The following is a 25,770-nucleotide window of genomic DNA, read 5'->3' on the forward strand; positions in this document are numbered from 1 at the left end:
GCGCGCCGGCGTCCGCTCACGCGGCATGCCCCCAGGACGCGATCGGGCGCCCGGCCTCGCCGTCATCGAGGACGACTGCGGGGGGCCGGGGCGTCCTGTCCCGAGCTGCCCGGCCCGACGGCCGGAGCCGCGCCCCCGAGTTCCTTGCTCACCGTCGGATCGGCGTCGTCGGGCTGCGGTACGCGCGGGTCGTCGGGGAGCTGGATCTCGGCCCCGTCACCAGCAGCCGTCAGGGGTGCGTCGTCCTGCGGAGGGATGGTTCCGCCGTCCATTTCCTGGCATTACCCGGGCCGCCACCCCGAACCGGAGCCGCTACGCAAGATCGGCAGACCTGCCGATGCCCTTCGGTCGCCCGGCGGACTGGAATCGGACCCCTCCAGTCGTCGGTACAGCGCATCGAGCGGAATGGCCGACCGTGACCCCGCAGTAGCCGTGGATGCGTGCGGATCGGCGAGAGCCGACCTTCGAGGAGCAACTGATGCACGGAGGACATGAGAACGCGACCGCCGCCATCGACTCGGACAGGGACCGGGCGCAGCCGGCCGGGACGGAGTTGGGCCGGCGGCTGGCCGTCCTGTTGGGGATCCGGGGACTGCTCGCCGTGATCTTCGGGGTGCTGGTGCTGGTCTGGCCCGGCATCACGATCCTGGCGCTGGCCTTCGTCTTCGCCGCCTACGTGTTCGTGGACGGGATCGGGCTCATCGTCAGCGGTGTCGAAGCTCGGGGGGGCCGGCGGTGGTGGTACGTGCTCGCCGGCGTCGTGGGGGTGATCGCCGGCGTCGCCGCGGCGTTCTGGCCGGAGGTCACCGTGCTGGTGCTGGTCCTGTGGGCCGGGGCCTGGGCGGTGGTCACGGGCGTCCTCGAGATCGCTGCCGCCGTGCGCGGGGAGGGGTCCGGTCGGTGGCTCATGGCCCTGGCGGGCGTCCTCTCGGTCGTGGCGGGCCTGCTCATCCTCGTCTGGCCCGGGATCGGGGCCCTCGCCCTGGCGACCGTGCTCGGCATCTACGCCCTGGCGGCCGGGGTGTCCTTCCTCTGGGCGGCCTGGCAGGTGCGCCGGGCGCCTGTCGTCGCCCTCGGCGCGTGAGGCGATGCGCCCAGCGCCACGCGACACGCGTGACAACCGGATGTCGGGAGCGCGGACCCCGATGGATGCCTGGCAGAGCGGGGAGTGCTACCACGTCGCGCTGGACCGGCCCGGCGTGGACCCGGGAAGCGTCGAGATCACCTCGGAGCGGAACGTGCCCACCATCCGGGCGGAGCGTCGCCCGGATACGGGCGAGAACGACAGGGTCCTCGTTGCCGAACGGCCGCAGGGACAGGACACGCGGCAACTGCAGGTGGGCGATGCCCTCGACTCCGGCGACGTGGCGGCCACCTACCACAACGGGGTGCTGCACGTGACCGTCCCCGTGTCGGCCACGGCCCAGCCGCGCCGGATCGAGGTGCGGCAGGGCGGTGACCAGCAGCCGGTGTCGGTCGGCGGAGAAGACGGCTGAGACCGACGGGCCGGGGGCGGGGCCCACCTCGCCCCCCGGCTCTGCCTGCGGCGCAGCGGGCGGTGAGCCGGTATCGGCAGGTCTGCCGATACCGCCGGTCACCGGCGCCGGACCAGGCTGCTCCCGACCACATCACCGGCGACCCCAGACACGACAACCGGCGAGCGCCTAGCTCGGCCACCCGCAACGAAAGGCGTGTGACATGGCCCGTGCAGTGGGCATCGACCTCGGTACGACGAACTCCGTCATCGCGGCGTGGGAAGGCGGGCAGGCCTCCGTCATCCCGAACGCCGAGGGTTCACGGACGACGCCGTCCGTGGTGGCCTTCACCGACAGCGGCGAGCGACTGGTCGGCCAGCTGGCACGCCGGCAAGCGATCCTGAACGCCAAAGGCACGATCTACTCGGTCAAGCGGTTCATCGGCCGCCGGTTCGAGGAGGTCGAGGCAGAGGCCGGTCAGGTCACCTATGACGTGGTCCCGGATGCGAACGGGCTCGCCCGGGTCAAGGTGCGGGACAAGCTGTACGCGCCGGAGGAGATCTCCGCGCTGATCCTGCGCAAGCTCGCCGAGGACGCCGGACGGCACCTCGGCGAGCGCGTCACCGAGGCGGTGATCACCGTCCCGGCCTACTTCAACGACGCGCAGCGGACCGCCACCCGGGACGCGGGGAAGATAGCCGGTCTCGAGGTCCTGCGGATCATCAACGAGCCGACCGCCGCGGCGCTGGCCTACGGGATGGACAAGGGTCAGCAGGAGACGGTGCTGGTGTTCGACCTCGGCGGCGGGACCTTCGACGTCAGCGTCCTGGACGTGGGGGACGGTGTGGTCGAGGTCCGGGCCACGGCGGGCGACACCCACCTGGGCGGGGACGACTTCGACCGGCGGATCGTCGACCACCTGGCCGAGGAGTTCCAGAAGGAGAACGGCATCGACCTGCGGAAGGACCCGCAGGCGCTGCAGCGGCTCTACGAGGCCGCCGAGAAGGCGAAGGTGGAGCTGAGCTCGGTCACGCAGACCCAGGTCAACCTGCCCTTCGTCACCGCCGACGCGAACGGGCCCAAGCACCTCACCATGACGCTGATGCGCTCGAAGTTCGAGCAGCTCACGGCGGATCTCGTCGAGCGGACCATGGGGCCTGTCCGTCAGGCCATGTCGGACGCCAAGGTCGCCGCCGACGACATCGACGAGGTGATCCTGGTCGGCGGGTCCACCCGGATCCCGGCGGTGCAGGCACTCGTGCGCCGGCTCACCGGTGGCAAGGACCCGAACATGACCGTCAACCCCGACGAGGTCGTGGCGGTCGGCGCCGCCATCCAGGCGGGGGTGCTCAAGGGCGAGGTCTCCGACGTCCTCCTGCTCGATGTCACGCCGCTGTCGCTGGGGCTGGAGACGATGGGTGGCGTGATGACCAAGATCATCGAACGCAACACCACCATCCCGGTCCGGCGCAGCGAGACGTTCTCGACGGCGGTGGACAACCAGCCCGCCGTCGACGTCGTGGTGCTGCAGGGCGAGCGCGAGCGGGCGGCCGACAACCGGGTACTCGGCCGGTTCCAGCTCACCGGGATCCGGCCGGCGCCGCGCGGGGAGCCGCAGATCGAGGTCACGTTCGACATCGATGCCAACGGCATCCTCAACGTCACTGCCCGGGACAAGGACACCGGCGCCGAGCAGGGCATCACCATCTCCGAGAGCACCAACCTCGACCAGTCCGAGGTCGAGCGCATGCTGCAGGAGGCCGAGCGCAACCGGACCGCCGACGAGCAGCTGCGCCAGGAGGTGGACGCACGCAACGCGCTGGACAGCATCGCCTACCAGGTGGAGCGCCGGCTGGAGGATCTCGGCGACTCCGCACCTCCGCACGAGCGCGCCCGTGCCGAGATGCTGGTGACCGACGCCCGGCAGGCGGTGGCCGACCAGGCGCCGATGGACCGTGTGCGCGAGCTGACCAGCGAGCTGCAGCAGGTGCTGGCCGGGCTCCAGGCGGCCTCCACCAACTACGCCGCGGACGTCGGCGACGGTACCGACGGTGGCTCGGTGGCCGCCGACGACGACGTCATCGACGCGCAGTTCGACCGGAGCTGAGCCTCTCTCATGGCTGAGCCCGCAGCGAACACGCCGCCCGACCGGCCGCCGGGTCCACCGGGGGCCGGCGGGGGAGCGGCGGAGGTCCAGGCGTCGGGTGGACCTCCGCCGGCGGCGCCCGCCCCGGCGAACGGCGCGGCGGCCGGCCCCACCCAGCAAGCGCTCGACGCCGCCGAGGACCGCTGGCGGCGCGCCGCCGCCGACCTGGACAACCTGCGCAAGCGATACGCGCGGGAGGTGGCGCGCGAGCGCCAGAACGAGCGGGAGCTGGTCACGTCGGCGTTCCTGCCGGTGCTGGACACCATCGATCGCGCGCTCGAACATGCCGCGGCGGACCCGGGATCCATCGTCGAGGGCATCCGCAGCCTCCGTGAACAGGCCCTCACCGTCGTCTCCGGCCTCGGTTACGGACGGGAGGACGAGCCCGGCGTGCCGTTCGATCCGGCGCGGCACGAGGTGGTCGGGGTCGTGGACGCCGACGGGGCCGGGGTGCCGCCCGGGTCGGTGGCCGCGGTGCTACGGCCGGGCTACGGCGCCCCCGGACGGCAGCTCCGGCCGGCGGCCGTCACCGTCGCGCAGCACCAGGAGAGCTGACCGATGGCTCGCGACTTCTACGAGGTTCTCGGGGTGTCGCGCGACGCGGGCCAGGAGGAGCTGCAGCAGGCGTACCGGCGGCTGGCACGGCAGAACCATCCGGACGTGAACAAGGATCCGGGGGCGGAGGAGCGGTTCAAGGAGATCAACGAGGCCTACTCCGCGCTGTCGGACCCGGAGCTGCGCAAGCGCTACGACCGGTTCGGGGAGGACTTCCGGCGGGTTCCCGAGGACTGGGAGGAGCGGGTCGGGGCCGGGGCCGGCGGATTCCGGGGCCGGGCCGGTCGGGGTCCCCGCACGACGTGGACCGGCGACGGCCCCGACGTCGGCGCGGGCTTCGGTGGCGGGGGATTCGGTGGCGGGGGCTTCGAGGGCATCGACATCGACGACCTCCTGGGCGGCATGTTCGGCGGCCGCGGCCGAGGCGCGCGTGCGGCCCGCGCTGCGGGTGCGGATCAGGAGGCCGAGCTCCCGCTCACCGTCGAGGAGGCCTACCGGGGCGGCCGCAAGGAGATCACCCTCAACGGTCCGGACGGCCCGCGCAGCTACACCGTCACCATCCCTCCCGGGGTGACCGACGGCCGGCGGATCAGGTTGGCCGGCGAGGGCGGGCGCGGGTTCGGCGACGGCCCGGCCGGAGACCTCTACCTGGTGGTGCGGCTGCTGCCGCACCCGCTGTTCCGCGTGCAGGGCCGGAACATCCACGTCGACCTGAAGCTCGCCCCCTGGGAGGCGGCGCTCGGCGCCACCGTCCCGGTCTCCACGCCCGGGGGCGAGAACAAGGTGACCGTGCCGCCCGGCTCCTCGTCCGGACGACGGCTCCGGCTGCGTGGGCAGGGCATGCCGGACCCGGCCGGGCACCCGGGCGATCTGTTCGCCGAGATCAAGATCATGGTGCCGCCGCGGCTCGGCGATCGCGAGCGCGAGCTCTTCTCCGAACTCGCCGCGGCGTCGACCTTCGACCCGCGCCGCGCCACGACCGACGACCGGGGAGGACGCCGATGAGTCCGGTCCGCTACCCGCTGGTCCCGAGATCGTCGTCCGCCCTGCTGGACGACGAGGAGTTCGCCCGGCGCTGTGGCCTTCACCCCGAACTGGTGCGCCGGTTCTGGGCGCTGGGGTTGATCCCGGCCGACCATCACGCCGACGAGTCGCTGTGGTTCAGCCCGGCGCAGGTGGCGGCCGTCGCGCGGTTGCAGCGCCTGCACGCCGCCATGCCGCTCAACTACGCCGCCCTCGGACTCGTGTGCGACCTCCTCGACCGGATCACCGAGCTCGAGACCGCGCTGCGCGTTCGCGGGCGCACCGAACCGGTGCGACGACGCACCTCCACCCACCAGCCGGCCGCCGACCCACCCGAGCGGAGTGAGCGATGGACCTGAACCGCCTGACCCAGAAGTCCCAGGAGGCGCTCGCCGCCGCGCAGAGCCTGGCGATCCAGCACGGCCACACCGAGGTCGACGTCGAGCACCTGCTGATGGCGCTCCTCGACCAGCCCGAGGGACTCGTGCCGCGGCTGATCTCGGCGATGGGCGCCGACCCAGCGGCCCTGCGCAGGGACATGGAGGGGGAACTCTCCCGCAAGCCACGGACCACCGGCACGGCCCCTCAACCGGGGCAGGTCTCGCTCACGCAGCGGGTGGCCCAGGTGCTCGAGGCCGCCGACCGCGAGGCCAGGCGCATGAAGGACGAGTACGTCTCGGTCGAGCACCTGCTCGTTGCGCTGGCGGAGACCGGCTCGGCCACCGGGGCCGGACGGGTGCTGGCGCGGCACGGCGTCACCCGTGATGCCTTCCTCTCCGCCCTGACGCAGGTGCGTGGCAATCAGCGCGTCACCTCCGCGACCCCGGAAGGCTCCTACGAGGCGCTCACGAAGTACGGCATGGATCTGGTGGAGTCGGCGCGGTCCGGGCGCCTGGACCCGGTGATCGGACGCGACGCCGAGATCCGGCGCGTCATCCAGATCCTGTCCCGGAAGTCGAAGAACAACCCCGTGCTGCTCGGTGAGCCCGGTGTCGGCAAGACCGCCATCGTCGAGGGGCTGGCCCAGCGGATCCTCAACGGGGACGTTCCCGAGGGCCTGCGGGACCGCACCGTCTTCTCCCTGGACATGGGCCTGCTGATCGCGGGCGCGAAGTACCGCGGGGAGTTCGAGGAACGGCTCCAGGCGGTGCTCACCGAGGTGAAGGCCGCCGAGGGCCGGATCCTGCTGTTCATCGACGAACTGCACAACGTGGTCGGGGCCGGTGCCACCGAGGGCTCGATGGACGCAGGCAACATGCTCAAGCCCATGCTCGCCCGGGGCGAGCTGCACATGATCGGCGCGACCACGCTCGCCGAGTACCGGAAGTACATCGAGAAGGACGCCGCGCTCGAGCGCCGCTTCCAGCCCGTCTTCGTCGACGAGCCGTCGGTCGAGGACGCGGTCTCCATCCTGCGCGGGCTGCGCGAGCGGTTCGAGGTGTTCCACGGCGTCCGGATCCTCGACGGCTCGCTGATCGCGGCGGCCACCCTGAGCCATCGCTACCTGACCGACCGGTTCCTGCCCGACAAGGCCATCGACCTCGTCGACGAGGCGTGCGCGCGGCTGCGCACCGAGATCGACTCCATGCCCGCCGAGCTCGACGAGATCACCCGCCGGGTGATGCGGCTGGAGATCGAGGAGGCCGCGCTGGCGCAGGAGGACGATCCCGCCTCGCTGGCCCGCCTGGACCAGCTCCGCCGCGAACTGGCCGACCTGCGCGGCGAGGCGGACGCCATGCGGGCGCAGTGGAACGCGGAGCGGCAGGCGATCAAGCGTGTCCAGGACCTGCGGGCGGAACTGGAACAGGTCCGCCACGAGATCCAGGAGGCCGAGCGCGCCTACGACCTCAACCGCGCCGCCGAGCTCCGGTTCAGCCGGCTGGCCGATCTCGAACGCAGGCTGGAGGTGGAGGAGCGACGGCTCGCCGAGAAGCAGGGCGAGCACAGCCTGCTGCGCGAGGTGGTCACCGCCGAGGAGATCGCCGAGATCGTCTCGGTGTGGACCGGCATCCCGGTGTCGCGGCTGACCGAGGGCGAGCGGGAGAAGCTGCTGCGCCTCGACGAGGTGCTGCACCGGCGCGTCGTCGGCCAGGACGAGGCGGTGCAGGCGGTCGCGGACGCGATCATCCGGGCCCGGTCCGGGGTCAAGGACCCGCGCCGGCCGACCGGTTCGTTCATCTTCCTCGGCCCGACCGGCGTCGGGAAGACGGAACTGGCCAAGGCGCTCGCCGAGGCGCTGTTCGACTCCGAGGACAACATCGTCCGGATCGACATGAGCGAGTACCAGGAGCGGCACACGGTGTCGCGGCTGGTCGGTGCCCCGCCCGGCTACGTCGGCTACGAGGAGGGCGGGCAGCTCACCGAGGCCGTGCGCCGCCGCCCGTACGCCGTCGTCCTCTTCGACGAGATCGAGAAGGCGCACCCGGACGTCTTCAACACCCTGCTGCAGGTCCTCGACGACGGCCGGCTCACCGACGCGCAGGGCCGCACCGTCGACTTCCGCAACACCGTCATCATCATGACGTCGAACATCGGGTCGCAGTACCTGCTCGACGGCGTCACCGACGACGGGCAGCTCAAGCCCGAGGCACGTGACCTCGTGATGGCCGAGCTGCGAGGACACTTCCGGCCGGAGTTCCTCAACCGCGTCGACGACACCGTACTGTTCACGCCGCTCAACCCGGGCCAGATCGAGAACATCGTCGAGCTGATGCTCGCCGACCTCCGCGTCCGTCTCGCCGAGCGCAGCATCACGGTGGAGATCACCGAGGAGGCCAAGCGCTTCATCGGCAGGGAGGGCTACGACCCGGTCTACGGTGCCCGCCCGCTGCGCCGGTTCATCGCCCGGGAGGTCGAGACCCAGGTCGCCCGCGCGTTGCTGCGCGACGGGGCCATCGAGGGGTCCACCGTGCGGGTCGACGTGGACGGCGACCGGCTGGTCGTCACCCACGAGACGGTGGGAGCGCAGGCATGAGCGCCCCCGCGACCGCGCGGACGAGCATCGTCACCTGCCCGCACTGCTCGAAGAAGAACCGGGTGCCGACGGCGGCGGGCAGCATCCCGAAGTGCGGCAACTGCCACCAGCGCCTGCCCTGGATCGCCGACGCGGGCGACGACGACTTCGCCGAGGTCGCGGAGCGGGCTCCGGTCCCGGTGCTCGTGGATCTGTGGGCGACCTGGTGCGGCCCGTGCCGGATGGTGAGTCCCGTCCTCGAACGGCTGGCCACCGAGCGTGCCGGTGAGCTGAAGCTGGTCAAGGTCGACGTCGACACGGCGCCCCGGCTCTCCCAGCGGTTCGAGGTGCGCGCCGTCCCCACGCTGATGGTCCTGCGGGACGGCGAGGTGCTCGCCCGCCAGCCCGGGGCCGCTCCGGAGCCGGCGTTGCGGAACTGGCTGGACCAGTCTCTGCGATCGAAGGGAACCGACGACCGATGACCGTTCCGCTCGGGCTGGACCCGCATCTGGCCTTCGCCCGTGACGACGTCGAGCCCCGGACTCCCGAGGGATGTGAGGAGTGCCTGCGGATCGGGTCGCCGTGGGTCCATCTGCGGCTGTGCCTGACCTGCGGGCACGTCGGCTGCTGCGACCAGTCCCCGGGCAGGCATGCCCGCCGGCACGCCGGTCTGGTCGGCCATCCGATCATCCGGTCGTTCCAGCCGGGCGAGGACTGGCGGTGGTGCTTCGTCGACGAGGCACCGGTGTGACCACCCGGGCGACGGCTGCCGAGAAGAGCCACGGCGTCGAGCAACTGCTGGCCGACGTGCCGCCCGGCGAGACGCCGGATCTGTCCGGGGCCTTCCCCCGCCTCGAGGAGGCGCGCCTCCGGGAGCTCGAGGGGTGGGGGGAGCGTCGGCCCACGACGCGCGGGGACGTGCTCACCGCCGAGGGCGAGCCGGAGGACACCTTCTTCGTGTTGCTCTCCGGCCGCGTCGCCGTCGTCGAAGCGCTCGGGACGCCCGACCAGCGGGTGGCCCGGCTGCACGGGCCGGGCCGCTTTCTCGGCGAGCTCGGTGTCCTCACGGCGCAGCCGGCCTTCCTGAGCGACGTCGTCGTCGACCAGGGGGAGGTCCTGGCGGTTCCGGCCGACCGGCTGCGCGCCCTCGCGGCGCGCGACCACGCGTTCGGCGATCTCGTGCTGCGGGCCTACCTCGTCCGGCGCTGGCTGGCGCTGGGCGAGGGCATCGGGTTCCGGATCATCGGCTCCAGGTACTCGGCCGCCACCCGGCAGCTGCGCGAGTTCGCCGCCCGCAACCGGCTGCCGCACCGGTTCCTGGACCTGGAGACCGACCCGATGGCCGAGCAGCTGCTCCGCTCCCTCGGGCTCGGGCCCGACGACACGCCGATCGTGCTGTACCGGGACCGGCTGCTGCGCAACCCTTCGACCGCCGAACTCGCCACGGCGTTCGGCCTGCGCGACCTCGGCGACGGCCGGGAGATCTGCGATCTCGTGGTCGTGGGAGCCGGCCCGGCCGGGCTCGCGGCGGCTGTGTACGGCGCCTCGGAGGGCCTGGACACCGCGGTGCTCGACGCCGTCGCGCCGGGGGGGCAGGCGGCGCGGACGTCGTGCATCGAGAACTACCTCGGCTTTCCCTCGGGGATCTCCGGGGGCGAGCTGGCCGAGCGCGCCACTCTGCAGGTGGAGAAGTTCGGGGCGCGACGGTCCGTCCCGTCGGAGGTGGTGGGGATGGAGGAGCGCGACGGGAACCACGTGCTGCGGTTCGCCGACGGCGGTGAGCTGGCCACCCGCACGGTGATCGTCGCGTCCGGCGTGCGGGTCCGCCGGCTCCCGGTCCCCGGGCTGGAGCAGTTCGAGAGCACCTGCGTGTACTACGCGGCCACGCCGATGGAGGCCCAGCAGTGCGTCGGCGACCCGGTGGTGGTCGTGGGTGGGGGCAACTCGGGCGGCCAGGCCGCGGTCTTCCTCGCCGACCACGCCGCCGCGGTCAGCCTGGTGGTCCTAGAGCACAGCCTCGACGAGAACATGTCGCGCTACCTCGCCGACCGGATCACCCAGGACCCGCGCATCGAGGTGCACCTGCACACCACGGTGGAGGCCCTGGAGGGCGGGGATGGCCGCCTCGAGGCCGTCGTCGTGAAGGACACGGTGACCGGTGAGCGGCAATGCCTGCCCGCGCGCGACCTCATGGTGTTCATCGGGGGGGTGCCGAGCACGTCGTGGTTGCCGGACACGGTCGCCCTGGACTCCGGTGGCTACGTGCTGACCGGGCCGGACGCGCGCCGGGCGTCGGACCGGGGGGAGTCCCACGGTCCCGACCCGCTGCTGCTCGAGACCAGCCTCCCCGGCGTCTTCGCAGCGGGCGACGTGCGCAGTGGCTCGGTGAAGCGGGTCGCCTCGGCGGCCGGGGAGGGCGCGATGGCGGTGCGGATGGTGCACGAGCACTTGGCGGCCACGCGATGACCGACCAGGACGAGGAGGGGACATGGCCGGGATTCCGGAGCTGAAGCGATTCTTCCGCGCGGCGGGCAGCGTCGACGTGGACAAGGCCGACGTGCAGCGCTTCCGGGAGTTCGTCGACGAGCGCGTGGACGCCCTCGCCGTCGCCGGGCGCGACGCCGCCCGGTGGAACGGCCGGGACGTCATCGCTCCGCAGGACCTGCCGATCACCGCGGGGCTTCAGGAGCAGATGCGCGCGTTCGGCAAGCTCGAGGAAGCCGACGAGCTCCGCCAGTTCCTGCGCGGCACGGTCCGCCGGCCGCCGGGAGACGTCACGTTCGGCGACGAGACCGAGGACGTGCTCATCGAGGTGTTCGGCGGCCTCGGCGTCGCGCTGGCCCGTTCCTTCCGGATCCTCGACGAGCGCGTGACGAACCCGACGACCGAACACTGGGACCGGGCCTTCGAACTGTTCCGGCTGCTGGTCTGACTCCGAGTCCCCCGTGGCGGAGGGCGAGACGAGCGGTACGGGCCCCGGGGTGGTGGTGCCGCACGTCACGCTGGGGGTCGTCGCCGCCCCCGACCTGCCGGATGGCCTGACAGCCGAGTGCGCCCGGGACCTGCGCCGGGAACTGGGAGCCCGTCACCCGGAGGTGCACTGGCACCTCCGGCTGGTTCGCGACGCGCTCGTGGCACCGCCGACCGACGACGGCGAGATCGTCGCCGCAGCCCGCAGGCGGCTGCTCGACGGCGACTGGGATCTCGTGATCGTCCTGACCGACCTGCCCCTCGGGGGGGCCCTGCGGCCGGTCGTGGCGCACGCGAGCCCGGTGCACGGGGTCGCCGTCCTGTCCGTGCCGGCGCTGGGCACGGTCGCGTTGCGGCACCGGGCGCGCGATGCGCTGCTCCGCCTCGTCGGTGTGCTGCTGGGCGAGGCGCGCGACGCCGGCCCGGGCCCCCGCGCGGCCAGGGCACGAGCGGACCGGATCACGCGGCGGCTGCGCGAACTGGCCTCCGATGTCGACGAGCAGGCACAGTCGGTCCTGTTCACCACCCGGGTGCTCACCGGCCACCTCGGCCTGCTGCTGGGCATGGTGCGCGCGAACCGGCCGTGGCAACTGGCGAGGGGCCTCTCCAGGGCCCTCGTCGCGGCCGGTGCGGCGGGCACCTTTGCCCTGGTCACGCCGGACGTGTGGCGGATCGCCGACGCGTTGGGGTGGCGGCGGCTGGGCGCGCTGGCCGTGCTGTCGGCCACGGCCCTGACCGTCACGTTGGTGCTCGGCGCGCGGCTCTGGGAGCGCGCCGATCGCCGCGAGGTGCGTCAGCAGGTGGTGCTGTTCAATCTCGCGACGAGCGCGACCGTGCTCACCGGGGTGGTGGCCCTCTACGCGGCGCTGCTCACCCTGTCGCTGCTGGCCGCGCTGCTGCTCGTGGTCCCCCGGCTGCTGACCGACAAGCTCGGCCATCCGGTCGCTCTCTGGGACTACCTCGCCGTCGCGTGGCTGACGTCATCCCTGGCCACGGTCGGCGGCGCTCTGGGAGCCGGCCTGGAGAGCGACGAGGCCGTCCGCCGCGCCGCTTACACGTACCGCACCAGCACGGCCACCGAATCGGAGGCGGCCGGGTGGCCGGGGATCGGCACGTCTACCGATATCGCACCGGGCCCAGGCGAGCCTGCAATGGACGAGGTAGGGGCTCATCGTCGAGACGGACGGGAGATCGCGCGTGACCAGGAACACTGATCTCTCGTTCAGGACCTCGTATGCCGCGCAGAAGCAGCTGGCCCAGCTGGCGTTCTCCCTGCTCAGGATGCAGGCGGCCACTCCCGCCGGGGATCGGGTCGACGAGCGCTCCGGTGACGAGTACCGGGAGCGTGCGCGTTCCCTGGCGGGGGAGGAGGCCGGCGAGGCCCTGTTCCTCACCCTGCTCACTCACGCCCACGTCCTGCTCGCCTACCTGGTCGCCGCGACCCGGATCAGCGAGGCCGAGTGGCTCGACCGCATGCGTGCCGACCACGTCGACCGGATCCCGCCCAGCGGGACGGGCGTGCGGGGCCCGCACGAACTCCGGCTCGGCGGCTGACTGGAGGTCACCCAGGTGAGCATCACCGGCTCAGAGGCCAGCGTCGGGCCTGCGGACGGCGCGCGGAGAACCGCCCCCCGGCGGTGGGCGTGGTTGCCCACCCTGCTGGTCGGAGGCGGACTGTTCGAACTGGTGCGTGGCGCCCTGGTGGATACCGGGAACCCGAACTTCCTGCCCGCGCTCATCCTGCTCGGCGCCGCCGTGATCCCCGCCGCGTTCGTCGCGTTCGTCTACGGCCGGCGCCTGGCCTACGACGTCTCCGGGGTGCTGCTGGCCTTCACCGCCCTGGTCGGCGGCGTGGTGGGGGTGGTGCTGGCCGGTGTCTGGGAGTACCACACCCTGGTCGGCCTCGGGAGCGTGCCCACGCTGGCGGTGGGCTTCGCCGAGGAGACGGCCAAGCTGATCGTCCCGGCCGCGGTGCTGCTGTTCGTCGGGTACCGGCGCCCGGCGAACGGGCTGCTGCTGGGCGTCGCCAGCGGGGCCGGCTTCGCCGCACTCGAGACCATGGGCTACGCCTTCGTGACGCTCATCCAGACCCGCGGCGACCTCGGGACCGTCGACGGCCTCCTGCTCGTGCGCGGGCTCTTCGCCCCGGCCGCCCACATGGCGTGGACCGGGCTGACCGCCGCGGCTCTCTGGGAGGCGGCCGCACGCGGATGGCAGGCCAGAGCGCTGTTGCGCTTCGTCCTCGTCTACCTCGTCGCCGTAGGCCTGCACGCGACCTGGGACACGGTCCACACCGGCGTCGCCTACATCGTGCTCGCCTGCATCGGCCTCGGGCTGCTCATCGCCACGACGCACCACCTCGCCCGGGAAGACAGGCGGGGGGCGCCGGCGGTGAGGCAGACCCGACGGGGAGTGGCCCGGCTCTGACGGTCAGGAGGCGGCATGGCAGGGCGAGGCCCGCAGGGGGCGCACGGGGGCGGCCCCTCGGTGAACACGTCGGGCCGGCAGCCGCCGCTGTGGTTCCAGCTCGCCGGCATGGCCCGCTCCGCGGGAACCGTCGAGGAGCGAGCGGCCGCGATGCTCGAGCCGCTGCGCCGCGCGGTGCCCTGTGCCGCGGCGTGGATCGCCGTACGCGACCCCGAGACCGGCCGGCACCGCCCCGTCGGCCGGTACGGGGACACCGAGGCCGTCGCGCGGTACTTCGCTCTGCCCGACGCGGACGAGGAACTGCGGCAGTTCGGGATGAACCGGTGGCGAACGGCCGTCCGGGCCAGCGACGTGCCCGTGCCGCTGCCGGAGACGCTCGCGTGGGGCGAGTACCTCCTACCGGCGGGCTACCGGAACGCCGTCGCGATGGGCGTCTTCGCGGAGGACGGCCGTCACCTCGGGTTCATCACCCTGCTCAGCGGCGACCCGGCCGTACTGACCCCCGAGCACAGCGACATCCTCGGGCGGCTGCGCCCCCTGCTGGCCCGCGCGCTCGACCGCCTGCCGTCGCTGACGGCGCTGGGCCGGCTCACGGGTGACGCACTCGGGGCGGTCGTCCTGACCCGCGGGGGACGATGCCTGCCCGTTCCAGGCCTGCCTCGGCACCCGCTTCTCGTTCCGGACTCGCCGGTCCTGACCGTGGCACGCGCGTGCGCGGTCGGCCCGGGGGCACGCTCCACGTTCCTCTGCCCCGCGAACGGCGGCCTGGCCCGGATCACCGTCCTCGACTGCCGCGACGAGTCGACCGATCACCTGTCCGCACTCGTCCTGGTCCGACCGGTCGAGGACACGTGGGGGCTGCGACCCGTGGAGCTGCGGATCCTGGGCGCTCAGTTGGAGGGCTGGGACGACGAGCGGATCAGCGCGTGCTGCGGCGTTGCCTGGGACGCCGCGCGGGCCGAGGAACAGGCCCACCGGGTGGGGTTCGGCACGGTTCCCGCGCTGCTGCTCGGCGTCGCGCGGGCCGGCCACTACGTCCCGCCGGCGCTGTGGCCGTGAGTCGTCCGCCGAGGTTCAGCGCGGGCCGGACGCGCCCGTTTCCGCCGGGACGTAGAGGCCCGCCCTCTCCGCGCGCACGGCGGCGAGCGTCCTGGAGGGGGCCCTCAGCTTGACGAGGATGTGCTCCAGGTGCGCGGCCACGGTCCGCGACGCCACCACGAGGGCCCGGGCGATCTCCTGGTTGGCGTATCCCTCGATCACCAGCCCGAGGACCTCCAGCTCCCGGGGCGTGAGCCCGCGCAGGTCGCCGGCGGCGGAGAGCAGCACCATCCCGGGGAGCACGCGGCAGACGTCGTCTGGGCCCGTCAGGACCGTCACGCGGGCGTGGCCGCCCGGCGCGTGCCGGCCGCCGCGCGGCCACAGGAAGGCCGTGTACACCTGGCCGCTCCGGATGGCCTCGCGGGCGGCGACCAGGACGGGCGACCCTCCCGCGAGCAGCGCGTCGTCGCCAAGGCCAGGAATCGGCGCGGTGCCACCGTCCCTGCAGAGCACCACGCCGGCCACGGCACCCTGGACCACGCGTGCGGCGGTGAGCAGTTGCTGCATCGGGTCGATGCCGCGGGCGAGGATCGGGACCAGCTGCGCCAGGCGGCGCCGCATGGCGTCCGTGGGAGGCCGTGTGCTGGCGGAGAGCAGCGCCAGGAACCCGACGTGGCGCTGCCCCGGTACGAACAGCGCTACGGCGAGGGCCTCGTGGTAGCCGGCGGGAATGAGGCACTCGGCCCACGTCGGCAGGTCACGGGCGGGATAGGGGAGGTCTGACGGGCTCAGTGGTGGGCGGGCGCGATTGGTCCCGGTCACCTCGATGTCGTGCGCCATCTCGCGACCGCTGAGGTAGTGGATGGTGCTCTGGTCCAGCGAGGTGCTGGCCAAGGATGAGTAGCCGTTGCCCAGTGGTTCGGCCAGCGCCATCCACGAGGCGTCGAAGGGGATGTGACGGCCCAGCTCGTGCAGCAGCGCCTGCGCGCGTTCAGGGAGCCGTCCCGGAGTGGCGGCGATCTCGGCAAGGCGGACAGCCGGGGCTTCGGTCAAGTCGCTTCACCAACTCAGAGGTGCGCGGCCCGACGGAGCGGCCGATGACAATGGCGCCCCTGGACTAGGGGCAACCGGGCTGCAGCCATGTGGATACCGCGCCGACGGGGGAGCAACCCGTGTTTCCGTGACCGGGAACCTTGGTGGCATGAGTCATTTGGCACACGCCGGGATGGCCCGCGGACGGCAGTGTTCCGCGGTGAACGTTCCGCGGTAGACATAGGGGGTGGAGTTGCGCCAACTGCGCTACTTCCTGGCCGTGGCCGAGGAGGGGCGCTTCAGTCGGGCGGCGAAACGACTTCACATCGCAGCTCCGTCGCTCTCGCAGCAGATCCGTGCGCTGGAACGGGAACTCCGGGTCTCGTTGTTCGAACGCACTCCGCAAGCGGCCCGGCTGACCTCTGCCGGCGTCGTCCTGGTCGAGCGGGCCCGGATCATCCTGGCCGAGGTGGAGCGGGCCGCGGCGGACGCGCGCATCGCCGGGACCGACTCCCGGGAGCCGCTCACCCTGCGGGTGGCCACCATGGCCGACCTCGCCCTCGCCGGCCCGCTGCGGCTGGCCGCGCTGGCCATCGACGGGGTCGAGGTGTCGGTGAGTTCTGCCCGTGGGGACGACGCCCTCGAGGCCGTCCGCCAGGGCAGGGCGGACGCGGCGATCGTGTGGAGCCGGTCCTATCCGCAGCGGGATCTCGCCGGCCTGGTGTTGGGCTCGGTCGTCTTCGGCGTCGTGCTGCCTCTCGGCCACGCGTTGAGCAGCGCGGTCACGGTGCCGGTGGCCGCGCTCGCCGGCGAGGTGTTGATCATGTTCCCGCGGGGGGCGTTCGCCGGGATATGGGACCGCGTCGTTGATCACGTGTTCCCCGCTGGGGCCGCGCACCACCAGGTCGTCGTCGAGCCCGACCTGCTGAACGCGCCGGACGGCGTGCTGCGCGCCGTCGCCGGTGGCGCGGGCGTGGCGGTCTGCATCCTCGGGACCGCCGATCACCTGGGGGTCGCGGGGATTGCGGTCCGACCTCTCGTTCCGGCGTTGACGTGGGACCTGGAAGTGGTCTGGCGGGCGCCGGCCACCCCCGCCGTCCGCAAGCTCGTCGACTTCCTCGTCGAGTCGTCCCGGGACCCGCAGACGCTCATCGAGCCGGTCCGCCGTCCCCGCGACGGCCACCGGCAGGGCACGGTCAGGGCTTGAGGACCACCTTCTCGCAACCATCCTGCTTGTGCTTGAAGATGTCGTAGCCGTGCGGCGCCTCGGCCAGCGGCAGGCGGTGGGTGATCACCCGCGTGGGATCGATCTCGCCACGCTCGATGCGCTCGAGCAACGGGCGCATGTACCGCTGGACGTGGCACTGCCCGGTCTTCAGGGTCAGGGCGCGGTTCATCCAGGAGCCGGCCGGGAACTTGTCGATGAACCCGCCGTAGACGCCGATGACCGAGACGATGCCTCCGCTGCGGCAGGACGTGATCGCCTGGCGCAGGGCGTGCGGCCGGTCGGTCTCGGAGCGGACGGCCTGCTTGGCCCGGTCGTAGAGCTGCACGTGGGCGGCGCCGTGGGTGGCCTCCATGCCGACGGCGTCGATGCACTTGTCCGGGCCGCGGCCGCCGGTCAGCTCGAGCAGGGTCGACCGGACGTCGGTGTCGGAGTAGTCGATCGTCGCGTAGCCCTGCGAGGCGGCCATCTCCAGCCGGTACGGGACGTCGTCGATCGCGATCACCTTCGCCGCGCCGAGCACGCGCGCGCTGTCCATCGCGAACTGCCCGACCGGCCCGGCGCCCCAGACGGCGACGACGTCGCCGTCGGTGATCTCGCACATCTCGGCGCCCATGTAGCCGGTGGGCAGGATGTCGGAGAGGAAGAGCACCTGCTCGTCGGCGAGGTCGGACTCGATCTTGAGCGGGTTGACGTCGGCGAGCACCACGCGGGCGTACTCGGCCTGCCCACCGGCGAAGCCGCCGGTCAGATGGGAGTAGCCGTAGATGCCGGCGACCGGGTGGCCGAACATCTTCTCGGCCAGGCCGGCGTTGGGGTTGGTGTTCTCGCAGCAGGACCACAGCTGGTTCTGGCAGGCGGAGCAGGCGCCGCAGCCGATGGGGAAGGGAACGACGACGCGGTCGCCGACCCGCAGCTTGTCGCGGTCGACGCCGGGACCGATCTCGACCACCTCGCCCATGAACTCGTGGCCCATGACGTCGCCCTTCTGCATCGTCGGCACGTAGCCGTCGAGCAGGTGCAGGTCGGAGCCGCAGATCGCCGTCGAGGTGATCTTCACGATCGCGTCCCGGCTGTTGAGGATGGACGGGTCCGGGACGTCGGTGACCTCGACCTTGTTCGGGCTGATCCAGGTGTTCGCCCTCACGCCAGCACCTCCTCGAGCTCCTCGTCGGTCAGGGGGCGGGCGGGATGTTGCGGGAACTCCTCCCGCGCCTGCTTTCCCCGCGGTGCGCCGTCGGACCGGATCACCTCGCCGATCTCCAGAACCTGCTTGAACCGGCGCAGGTCGTCGTCGAGCTGCTGGGAGGGCTCCTCGCCGAAGTACTTGGCCGCGGCCTTTCCGAGCGCCCCGCCGGGCATCTCGTAGCTCAGGGCCACGTGCACCTCGGTGCCGCGCCCGCCCGGAGCGGACAGGAAGCGGACCTCCCCGGAGTTGGGCACGTCGGCGCCGTCGACCGAGCGCCAGGCGATGCGCTGCCCGGGAACGTCGTCGGTCGTCTCGGCGTCCCACTCGACCGACTGGCCGAACGGTGCGCTGGCCTTCCAGTGGCTGCGGCCCGCTCCCGTCTCGCGCACCTCGTCGAGGTGCGCCATGAACGTCGGGAGCCGGTCGAGCTGCTGCCAGAAGGCGTACACCTCCTCCGGTTGCCTGGTGACGGTCGTGGCGGACGTGAGTTCCATGGGTGCCGCGGGCTCCTCTCGGATCGTGCGGGAAACGGCTGCGTGGACATCGACGGTGGTGATCACGACGAGGCCGGCCGCGGCGAGGGCGGTGCCGCACCGGCCCGGCCGAGCCCGCGAGTCAGCGGGGCGTGGGTCTCCGGGACGAAGCTGGAGCCGGCCGCCGGGCAGGGGCCATGAGGGCAGGGGCCATGAGGGCAGGGGTCATCACACGCTCCGGGAAGACGTCGTCCGAGGTCAGCAGACCCGTCGAGCGCGGGCCGCGCCATCGGCAGAACGACCCATTGCCGGTATCGCCCGCCGCAACGAACGTGGAACGGTCTGGTGCAGGGACGACCGAGGGCGGTGACGATGGGCGCCTCGCTGCCCGAGAAGTGGAATCCGGAGAACGAACCGGCACGCGTCGGCGCGGGCACCGTGACGCTGGTCGAGGGTTCGTCCTTCTGCATCTGCACACCCGGCGGGGACATCGGCGGCACCGGGCCGAACGGCGTCTTCTTCCGTGACACCCGCATCCTGTCCCGCTGGGACCTGCGGGTCGACGGCGAGATCCCCGACCCGCTGGCGGCGATGATCCCCGACCCGTACCGTGCGACCTTCCTCGGCCGGCTCTCCCGCCGGTTCGGCCGGACCGACACCAACCTGCTGGTGCAGCGTGAGCGGCGGATCGGCAACGGGCTCCGGGAGGACCTGGTCCTGCGCAACCCGGGAGCCGAGCCGACGACCTGCACCGTCACCGTCGCCGTGGGGGCGGACTTCGCGGACCTGTTCGAGGTCAAGGAGGAGCGCGTCCAACCGCGCGGAGAGCCGCGGGCACGGGCTCAGGACGACCGTCTCTACCTGGACCTGCACTGGCGGGAGACCCACCGCGGCGCGGTGGTCGAGGCGCCCGGCGGCACGGTGGTGGCATCCGCGGGCCCCGGCGCGGGAGCGGGGAGCATCCGGTACGAGGCCCTCGTCCCCGCGCGCGGTCAGTGGTCGACGTCGCTGCTGGTGCGTCCGGTCGTGGACGGCGAGGCGGTCGAACCCTCCTTCCCGCTGGACCGGCCGGAACGGGAATCCCTGCCGGCTCTGCGGTTGCAGCGATGGCGGGAGACCACCCCGATCGCCACGACCGGGGACGACAGCCTGCAGCGGACGCTGCGGCGCAGCCAGGAGGACGTGGGGGCGCTGCGCATCTTCGACCCCGAGGACCCCGATCTCGCCGCGGTCGCCGCGGGTGCTCCCTGGTTCATGGCGCTGTTCGGGCGGGACTCGTTGCTGACCGCTTACATGGCGCTGCCGGTCGACCGGAGTCTGGCGCTCGGCACGCTGCGGACGCTCGCACGCCACCAGGGGCGCACCACCGACCCGGTGACCGAGGAGGAGCCCGGCCGGATCCTGCACGAGGTGCGGTTGGGAGTGGACTCCGGCCTGTCGCTGGGCGGCGGCAGCGTCTACTACGGGACGGTGGATGCCACCCCGCTGTTCGTGGTGCTTCTCGGCGAGTTCGCCCGGTGGGGGGCCGAGCGGCGTGCCGTGGAGGAGCTGCTGCCGCACGCGGACCGGGCGCTGGCGTGGATGGAGCGCCACGGTGACCGCGACGGGGACGGGTTCATCGAATACCGCCGGGCGACCGACCGCGGGCTGCAGAACCAGGGCTGGAAGGACTCCTGGGACGGGATCACGTTCGCCGACGGCCGCCCGGCCGAGGCGCCGATCGCACTGTGCGAGGTCCAGGGTTACGCCTACGACGCCTTCCGCGCCCGCGCCGAGCTGGCCCGCTGGCTGGACGACGACGCGGGGGCGCGGCGGTGGTCCGAGCGGGCGTCGGCACTCAAGACGGCCTTCAACGAGCGGTTCTGGCTGCCGGAGCGCGGCTGGTACGCCCTGGCCCTGGACCGTGACAAGAACCCGGTCGACGCCTGCGCGTCCAACATGGGTCACTGCCTGTGGAGCGGCATCGTCGACACCGACAAGGCCCCCCTGGTTGCCGAGCACCTGCTCTCCCCGGCGATGTTCACGGGCTGGGGGGTGCGCACGCTCAGCAGCGCCATGGGCGCCTACGACCCGGTCAGCTACCACAACGGCTCCGTCTGGCCGCACGACAACGCCTTCGTCGTCGCCGGGCTCATGCGCTACGGCTTCGTGGCGCCGGCGCAGCGCATCGCGGAGGCGCTCCTCGAGGCGGCGGAACACTTCGGGGGCCGGCTGCCCGAGCTCTTCTGCGGCTTCGACCGCGGTGAGTTCCCCGAGCCGGTGCCCTACCCGACCTCCTGCTCGCCGCAGGCGTGGGCCTCGGCCGCCCCGATCCAGCTCATCCGGACGTTGCTGCGGTTCGACCCGGAGCTTCCTCGGGGGCGGCTGTGGGTCGACCCCGTGCTGCCCCCGGCCTTCGCCCCGCTCCGGGTCGAGGGGGTGGCCCTCGGGGCCGGCCGCGTCAGCGTCGAGGTGACCGGTGATGAGGCGCTGGTGGCGGGCGTGCCCTCAGGCGTCGAGCTGCGCTGCGAGCCCTATCTGCTGGAGGGCTCGTTCCCTGCGTGACGTCGGGTGCTCGACCAGCCGTGGACGCGCCGGCCTCCGATCGGAGACGAGGAGATCGGTGTACAGCTGAACGTGCTCGCCGACCATGCGGTCGGTGTCGAAGCGCGCCACGGCCGCCGCGCGGCAGGCGGAGCGGTCGAGGGCCGCGGCCGCCACCAGCGCCTCGGCCAGCGCCGCCCGGTCCTTCCGCAGGTACCCGGTGATCCCGTCGTCCACGATCTCCGGGGCCGCGCCTGCCGGGGTGGCCACGACCGGGGTTCCCGCGGCCAGCGCCTCGATCATCACCAGGCCGAACGGTTCCGGCCACTGCATGGGATTGAGGAGGGCGACGGAATCGCCGACGAGTTCCAGCTTGTCCTTCTCCCCGAGTTCACCCACGTACTCGATGTCGCCCCCGAGCAGCGGTTTCACCTCGGCCTCGAAGTACTGCCGCTCGGCGGGCTCACGAAGCTTCGCCGCGATGCGCAGGGGGACACCCGCCGTGCGGGCGATCAGCACCGCTTCTCGCGGACCCTTGTCCGGGCTCATCCGTCCGAGGAAGCCGGCGAACCCGCCACGCCCTCGGCCCTCCGGCACGGCCGCGACGTCGATGCCGTGATGGATCACAGCGGCGATGTGGACGCCGTCAGCGGTCGAGGCCTGGGAGCGCGAGATGGCGATCACCGGGACGTCACGCAAGGAGCGGTAGATCGCGTTGAGCGTGGCGTCGAACGGGCCGTGGTTGGTGGTCACGACGGGAACGCCCACCGGGCGGTGGCGGTACACGGGGCCGCACATCGTGTGGTCGTGGACGACGTCGACGTCCGACATGGCCGCGTAGCTCGCGACGACGTGGCCGACTTCGGTCGCCGTACCCCCGTTCGCCGGTGCTCCGTCGGCGGCTTCGTCCGTCCCGGGCACCCGACCCACCGGACACGTGCTGTTGGCCGCGGCGCCGAGCAGCACGTCGTGACCTGCTCGGACCAGGCCGCGGGCCAGCCGGTCGATGACCGATTCGGTGCCGCCGTAAGCCGGGGGCGGCACGGGAATCCACGGAGGGGCGATGAGGCCGATGCGCATGGAACGTCCTGGGAAGTGTGCGCCGCAGGGGCGTCGCGAGTGGAACGGGACTGTCTGCAATGACAGCCGACGGATCGGTCGGCAACCATCGGCAGAGCGACCGATTCCCGGCCGGCGCCGGACCCGCTCAGGTCGGTCCCGTCGCCCTCGGGGGGATGCGCATCCCGCCACGCAGAGCGCGCACCGTGGCCGCCGTGAGGTCGCTGGTCCGCAGGGCGACCAGGCTTCGCCCCAGGGAGGTGGCCACCGCCTCCCTGGCCACGTGGAGCGACGTCGCGAGGGCGGGGACGTCGGTGACCCCCTCGATCAGGAGGCCCAGGACCCGGAGATCCAGAGGGGTGAGGCCGTGCAGGTCGCCCGGTGGGGACAGGAGCACCGCGGCGGAGAGGTGGTCGAGGTCCGGCCGGGCGACGTCGAGTGCGACGACACGGATCAGCTGCTCGCCGTCGGTGCCGGGCGTAGGAGCGAGGAACGAGATGTACGCGCCGCTGTCGGCCAACTCGGCGGCGGCGACCCGGAGGATCGGTGAGCCCGGCGACAACAGGCGGTCGTCAGGCAGACCTGGCAGCGGCAGGACCGCGCCTGCGCGGGTGAGCACGACGCCGGCGCTGGCGCCGGCGAGGATCCGGGCGGTCTCGGCGACCTCTCGGGTCCGGTCCAGCTCGTCGGCGATCACCGTGATGATGCCCGCGACGACCCTGCGGTCGGCCTCGCTCGGCCGCGAGGGATCGGCGGAGAGCAGGCTGAGGAAACCGACGTGCCGCCCGCCCGCCGTGAACAGGGGAGCTGCCAGACCCTCGCGGAAACCCGCCGGGAGCAGGTGGTCGGCCCATGCGCCGACCTCGGACAGGGGGCCGGGAATCTCGCTGGCCAGCATCGGTGGCCGGCGCCGGTTGAGGCCGAGCAGCTCCACTTCCTCGTCGGCCTCAGGACGGCCGAAGTAGTCACGGAGAGGGTCGGCCGCTCCCGTGGTGGCCAGCGGGACGTGACGGTGCTGCTCGGGGTCGCGCACCGCGAGCCAGCCGGCGTCGAACGGCAGGAGCCGCTCGAGACACTGCAGGATCCCTTCCGCCCGTTCGTGCACGGTCGCGGACGAGGCGGCGAGCCGCGCGAGCTCCAGCCGCAGGTGAGGGAGCTCCGGTTCTCGCCCGCTCATCACCGCCGACCTTCCCGCACGCGTGGATGGACGTACACACCTGGCGCGCTCGAGCGCACGGGCGTCGGCGGCCACGATCCTGCGCTCGGGAGTCTCACAGGGTCCCCGTGAAGATCACCGTCTCGGCCAGCTCGCGCACCTTGACGTTGCGGTGCTGACTGTGCGTCTTGAGCAGCGCGATGGCCTGGTCCTCCGTGAGCTGGCGCTGGCACATCAGGATGCCGATCGCCATGCCGATCCGCCGGTTGCTGGCCAGCGCGCGCTCCAGGCCGGCCGCCCTGTCCTCCGCGGACCGGATCCGCGCCTGCAGCTCGTCGAGCACGGTGAGGACGTCGAACCGCTGCGCCGGCGCGGCCGGCACCTCCACCGACAAGCCGACGGTCATGGTTTCCGGGTCCTCCTCGTCCGACCGGTGTGCGAATCGACCGGTGCGCCGTTGCCGCCGGTTCCCCGTGGGCTTCCTGCCACGGACGACCAGAGTGCGGGCGCGTTCCGTCATCCGGCATCGGCAGAGCGACCGATCTGCACCACCCCGAGCAGGAATAGGCATGTCTGCCGATACCGCGGGCTCCCTGATCGGTGTCGGATGGAGGGGGGTCCGGCGTCGCCGGATGAATTCGTGCCCGGCCGCTGGTCCGGGCACGCGAAGCCGGGTGAGGTCATCGAGATCGGCGACGGCGTGGACGAGGTCAGGTCGGCGACCGTTGGCCGGGAACGCCGGATCATCTCGTGGCGCCGTCTGCTGGTCTCTCTCGCCGCAGGGGCGGCGGCCGCGATCGCCGTGGCGCTGGTCGGGTCGGTCCGCCTGAGCATCCTCGTCGGCTGGACCGTGGCCGCGTCGGCCGTCCTCGGGTGGGTCTGGCGGATCAGCTGGCCGCAGGACTACGGGGGCACCAAACGCCTGGCGGAGGAGGAGGGACGATCCCACGTCACGGACACGGCGGTCCTCGTCGCCGCCGTGGCCAGCCTGGTCGCAGTGCTCGACGGCGTGCTCAGCACGAGCCGCCACGACGCCGTCGCTGTCGCGGCGGTGGTCCTCGCCGTCGTGGACACGATCCTTTCCTGGGCTCTGGTGAACACGGTCTTCGCCCTCAAGTACGCGCGCCTGTACTACGCGGGCGGCGACGGCGGCATCCTCTTCGAGGATGACCAGCGCCCCGCCTACAGCGACTTCGCCTACCTGGCCTTCACCGTCGGCATGTCCTTCGCGGTGTCCGACACCGGGCTGGCGAGCACGCAGATCCGCAAGGTCGGCCTGGGGCATGCGCTGCTGTCGTACCTGTTCGGCACCGTGCTGATAGCCGTCTCCGTCAGCCTGCTGACCAACGTCTGACGGTCGCGATCCGTGGTGCCCGAACCCCAGCGACGACCCAGAACGCCGCAGCCCCCGGTCGTGATCGGCCTGCTGGCGGATCCTGATCTGCCGGGAGAACTGGCGAAGCATCTCGCGGACGCCCTGCCAGAGGCGCTCTCGGAGGCCGACGGTGCGCGGGTGTGGCGCGCGACCGCCCGCGTCGTCCCCCTCGTGGCCGGCCACGTCGGCGACGAGGAACCGCTCCTGCGGGCGATCTTCGAGCGGAAGGCCACCGAGGGGTGGGACGTGGCCGTCGGACTGACGGACCTGCCGCGACGGGCGGGGACCCGCGCAGTGGTCGCCGATCTCGATCTCGAGCGCGGCGTGGCCCTGACCTCCGTGCCGGCCCTGGGAGTGCTCCGTCTGCCGCACCGGGCCCGGGACGTCGTCGTCCGGCTCGTGCTGGAACTGCTCGGCACGTCGGCCGCGTCGCCCGCTGCCACCGCGGGGCTGGCCGTTCTCGGGGACGAGGCGCCATCGGGCCGGCGCCTGGTCCTGCCCGCGCTTCTGGGCGGTTGGCGGCTGTTCGCCGGCATGGTGCGCGCCAACCGGCCGTGGCGGCTGGTCGGGGCCCTCTCCGGTGCCCTGCTGGCCGCCTTCGCCGCGAGCGTCTTCGGGGTGTTCACGGCGACGCTCTGGCTCCTGGCCGACCGGCTCGGTCCGGTTCGGTTGTCGGTCATCACGGGGCTGTCGATCGCTGCGATGGTCGTCTACCTGATCGTGCAGCACGGCCTCTGGGAGCGCCCTGAGGACGCGCGGCAGCGGCGGCTGGCCCGCCTCTACAACGTCACCACCGCGGCGACGCTCGCCCTCGGCGTCCTGGTGTTCTACGCCGTCCTGCTCGCCGTCATGACGATCACCGTCGCCTTCCTCGTCGACGGCGCCGTCCTCGAGAGCAATCTGGGGCACCCGTCGAGCTGGATGGACTACCTGGACATCAGCTGGTTCATCGCCTCGCTGGCGACGGTCGGGGGCGCTCTCGGGTCCGGGGCGGAGGACGCCGACACGGTGCGGCGGGCCGCGTACGGAGCTCGGCAGCGTGCCCGCTCGCAGCAGGGCACATGCCCTGACGTCTCCGAGCCATGAGGACATCCAGCTCCCGCCCAGCCGCGAGGCGACGTCGGCAGCGGGCCAGCAGACGGGGCCGGACC

General features: G+C 72.6%; 25 protein-coding genes. 19 read left to right on the forward strand and 6 right to left on the reverse strand.

The features are described 5' to 3' along the window. Positions 1-478 precede the first annotated feature (478 nt). From AB3388_RS05605 to AB3388_RS05675, 15 genes are all read left to right on the forward strand, one after another. Positions 479-1,084, forward strand: a complete 606-nt coding sequence (locus tag AB3388_RS05605) for an HdeD family acid-resistance protein (RefSeq protein ID WP_495409770.1) — start codon at positions 479-481, stop codon at positions 1,082-1,084. A gap of 61 nt (positions 1,085-1,145) precedes the next feature. Next, positions 1,146-1,496, forward strand: coding sequence for an Hsp20/alpha crystallin family protein (locus tag AB3388_RS05610; protein WP_495409771.1), 351 nt, complete (start codon positions 1,146-1,148; stop codon positions 1,494-1,496). Between the two features lie 202 nt (positions 1,497-1,698). Beyond that, the gene (dnaK, locus tag AB3388_RS05615) at positions 1,699-3,582 is read left to right on the forward strand and encodes a molecular chaperone DnaK (protein ID WP_495409772.1); all 1,884 of its coding nucleotides are present in this window, start codon (positions 1,699-1,701) and stop codon (positions 3,580-3,582) included. A gap of 9 nt (positions 3,583-3,591) precedes the next feature. Continuing rightward, on the forward strand, positions 3,592-4,176 hold the full coding sequence (locus tag AB3388_RS05620; protein WP_495409773.1) for a nucleotide exchange factor GrpE: 585 nt from the start codon (positions 3,592-3,594) through the stop codon (positions 4,174-4,176). Between the two features lie 3 nt (positions 4,177-4,179). Beyond that, positions 4,180-5,181, forward strand: a complete 1,002-nt coding sequence (locus AB3388_RS05625) for a DnaJ C-terminal domain-containing protein (protein ID WP_495409774.1) — start codon at positions 4,180-4,182, stop codon at positions 5,179-5,181. Then, positions 5,178-5,558, forward strand: a complete 381-nt coding sequence (locus AB3388_RS05630) for a chaperone modulator CbpM (RefSeq protein WP_495409775.1) — start codon at positions 5,178-5,180, stop codon at positions 5,556-5,558. The genes AB3388_RS05625 and AB3388_RS05630 overlap by 4 nt, the downstream gene beginning before the upstream one ends. Continuing rightward, positions 5,549-8,173 (forward strand): ATP-dependent chaperone ClpB, encoded by a 2,625-nt coding sequence (gene clpB, locus AB3388_RS05635; RefSeq protein ID WP_495409776.1) that lies wholly within the window; start codon positions 5,549-5,551, stop codon positions 8,171-8,173. Before AB3388_RS05630 ends, clpB begins: the two co-directional genes overlap by 10 nt. Further along, positions 8,170-8,634, forward strand: coding sequence for a thioredoxin (gene trxA, locus AB3388_RS05640; RefSeq protein ID WP_495409777.1), 465 nt, complete (start codon positions 8,170-8,172; stop codon positions 8,632-8,634). The genes clpB and trxA overlap by 4 nt, the downstream gene beginning before the upstream one ends. Further along, positions 8,631-8,903, forward strand: coding sequence for a UBP-type zinc finger domain-containing protein (locus AB3388_RS05645; protein ID WP_495409778.1), 273 nt, complete (start codon positions 8,631-8,633; stop codon positions 8,901-8,903). The genes trxA and AB3388_RS05645 overlap by 4 nt, the downstream gene beginning before the upstream one ends. Further along, complete coding sequence (locus AB3388_RS05650; RefSeq protein ID WP_495409779.1) at positions 8,900-10,618, forward strand: FAD-dependent oxidoreductase; 1,719 nt, start codon at positions 8,900-8,902, stop codon at positions 10,616-10,618. The genes AB3388_RS05645 and AB3388_RS05650 overlap by 4 nt, the downstream gene beginning before the upstream one ends. 22 nt (positions 10,619-10,640) lie before the next feature. After that, entirely contained in the window at positions 10,641-11,084 is a 444-nt protein-coding gene (locus tag AB3388_RS05655; RefSeq protein WP_495409780.1) for a DUF1931 family protein, read from the forward strand. Positions 11,085-11,097: 13 nt separating this feature from the next. After that, a complete protein-coding gene (locus tag AB3388_RS05660; RefSeq protein WP_495409781.1) occupies positions 11,098-12,336 on the forward strand; it encodes a hypothetical protein in 1,239 nt (412 codons plus the stop codon). Then, positions 12,320-12,676 carry a hypothetical protein gene (locus AB3388_RS05665; protein ID WP_495409782.1) on the forward strand — a complete coding sequence of 119 codons (357 nt, stop codon included), beginning with the start codon at positions 12,320-12,322 and terminating at the stop codon, positions 12,674-12,676. The genes AB3388_RS05660 and AB3388_RS05665 overlap by 17 nt, the downstream gene beginning before the upstream one ends. Before the next feature lie 93 nt (positions 12,677-12,769). Next, positions 12,770-13,549: a PrsW family glutamic-type intramembrane protease gene (locus AB3388_RS05670; RefSeq protein ID WP_495409783.1), complete on the forward strand. Its 780-nt coding sequence runs from the start codon at positions 12,770-12,772 to the stop codon at positions 13,547-13,549. A 15-nt stretch (positions 13,550-13,564) separates the two neighbouring features. Further along, a complete protein-coding gene (locus tag AB3388_RS05675; protein ID WP_495409784.1) occupies positions 13,565-14,608 on the forward strand; it encodes a hypothetical protein in 1,044 nt (347 codons plus the stop codon). A gap of 15 nt (positions 14,609-14,623) precedes the next feature. Here AB3388_RS05675 and AB3388_RS05680 read toward each other — a convergent pair whose 3' ends face one another. Continuing rightward, positions 14,624-15,640, reverse strand: coding sequence for a helix-turn-helix transcriptional regulator (locus AB3388_RS05680; RefSeq protein ID WP_495409785.1), 1,017 nt, complete (start codon positions 15,638-15,640; stop codon positions 14,624-14,626). A gap of 226 nt (positions 15,641-15,866) precedes the next feature. Here AB3388_RS05680 and AB3388_RS05685 point away from each other — a divergent pair, with 226 nt between their 5' ends. Further along, a complete protein-coding gene (locus AB3388_RS05685; RefSeq protein ID WP_495409786.1) occupies positions 15,867-16,826 on the forward strand; it encodes a LysR family transcriptional regulator in 960 nt (319 codons plus the stop codon). Here the strand turns inward: AB3388_RS05685 and AB3388_RS05690 are convergent. Beyond that, positions 16,816-17,991, reverse strand: a complete 1,176-nt coding sequence (locus tag AB3388_RS05690; RefSeq protein ID WP_495409787.1) for a zinc-dependent alcohol dehydrogenase — start codon at positions 17,989-17,991, stop codon at positions 16,816-16,818. The two genes, AB3388_RS05685 and AB3388_RS05690, sit on opposite strands and share 11 nt — an antisense overlap. After that, positions 17,988-18,527, reverse strand: a complete 540-nt coding sequence (locus AB3388_RS05695; protein WP_495409788.1) for an SRPBCC family protein — start codon at positions 18,525-18,527, stop codon at positions 17,988-17,990. The genes AB3388_RS05690 and AB3388_RS05695 overlap by 4 nt, the downstream gene beginning before the upstream one ends. A gap of 324 nt (positions 18,528-18,851) precedes the next feature. Between AB3388_RS05695 and AB3388_RS05700 the strand changes: the two genes are divergently transcribed. Further along, positions 18,852-21,050 carry an amylo-alpha-1,6-glucosidase gene (locus tag AB3388_RS05700; protein ID WP_495409789.1) on the forward strand — a complete coding sequence of 733 codons (2,199 nt, stop codon included), beginning with the start codon at positions 18,852-18,854 and terminating at the stop codon, positions 21,048-21,050. Here the strand turns inward: AB3388_RS05700 and AB3388_RS05705 are convergent. The 3 genes from AB3388_RS05705 to AB3388_RS05715 form a co-directional block, all read right to left on the reverse strand. Continuing rightward, positions 20,994-22,109, reverse strand: a complete 1,116-nt coding sequence (locus AB3388_RS05705) for a glycosyltransferase (RefSeq protein WP_495409790.1) — start codon at positions 22,107-22,109, stop codon at positions 20,994-20,996. The genes AB3388_RS05700 and AB3388_RS05705 overlap by 57 nt on opposite strands. A gap of 127 nt (positions 22,110-22,236) precedes the next feature. Then, positions 22,237-23,340 carry a GAF domain-containing protein gene (locus tag AB3388_RS05710; RefSeq protein ID WP_495409791.1) on the reverse strand — a complete coding sequence of 368 codons (1,104 nt, stop codon included), beginning with the start codon at positions 23,338-23,340 and terminating at the stop codon, positions 22,237-22,239. A gap of 19 nt (positions 23,341-23,359) precedes the next feature. After that, positions 23,360-23,650 carry an ANTAR domain-containing protein gene (locus AB3388_RS05715; RefSeq protein WP_495409792.1) on the reverse strand — a complete coding sequence of 97 codons (291 nt, stop codon included), beginning with the start codon at positions 23,648-23,650 and terminating at the stop codon, positions 23,360-23,362. A gap of 234 nt (positions 23,651-23,884) precedes the next feature. Between AB3388_RS05715 and AB3388_RS05720 the strand changes: the two genes are divergently transcribed. Further along, entirely contained in the window at positions 23,885-24,598 is a 714-nt protein-coding gene (locus AB3388_RS05720) for a DUF1345 domain-containing protein (protein WP_495409793.1), read from the forward strand. A gap of 159 nt (positions 24,599-24,757) precedes the next feature. After that, the gene (locus AB3388_RS05725; protein WP_495409794.1) at positions 24,758-25,705 is read left to right on the forward strand and encodes a hypothetical protein; all 948 of its coding nucleotides are present in this window, start codon (positions 24,758-24,760) and stop codon (positions 25,703-25,705) included. Positions 25,706-25,770: the final 65 nt, after the last annotated feature.

Source organism: Geodermatophilus sp. SMS 5-13, assembly GCF_059428245.1.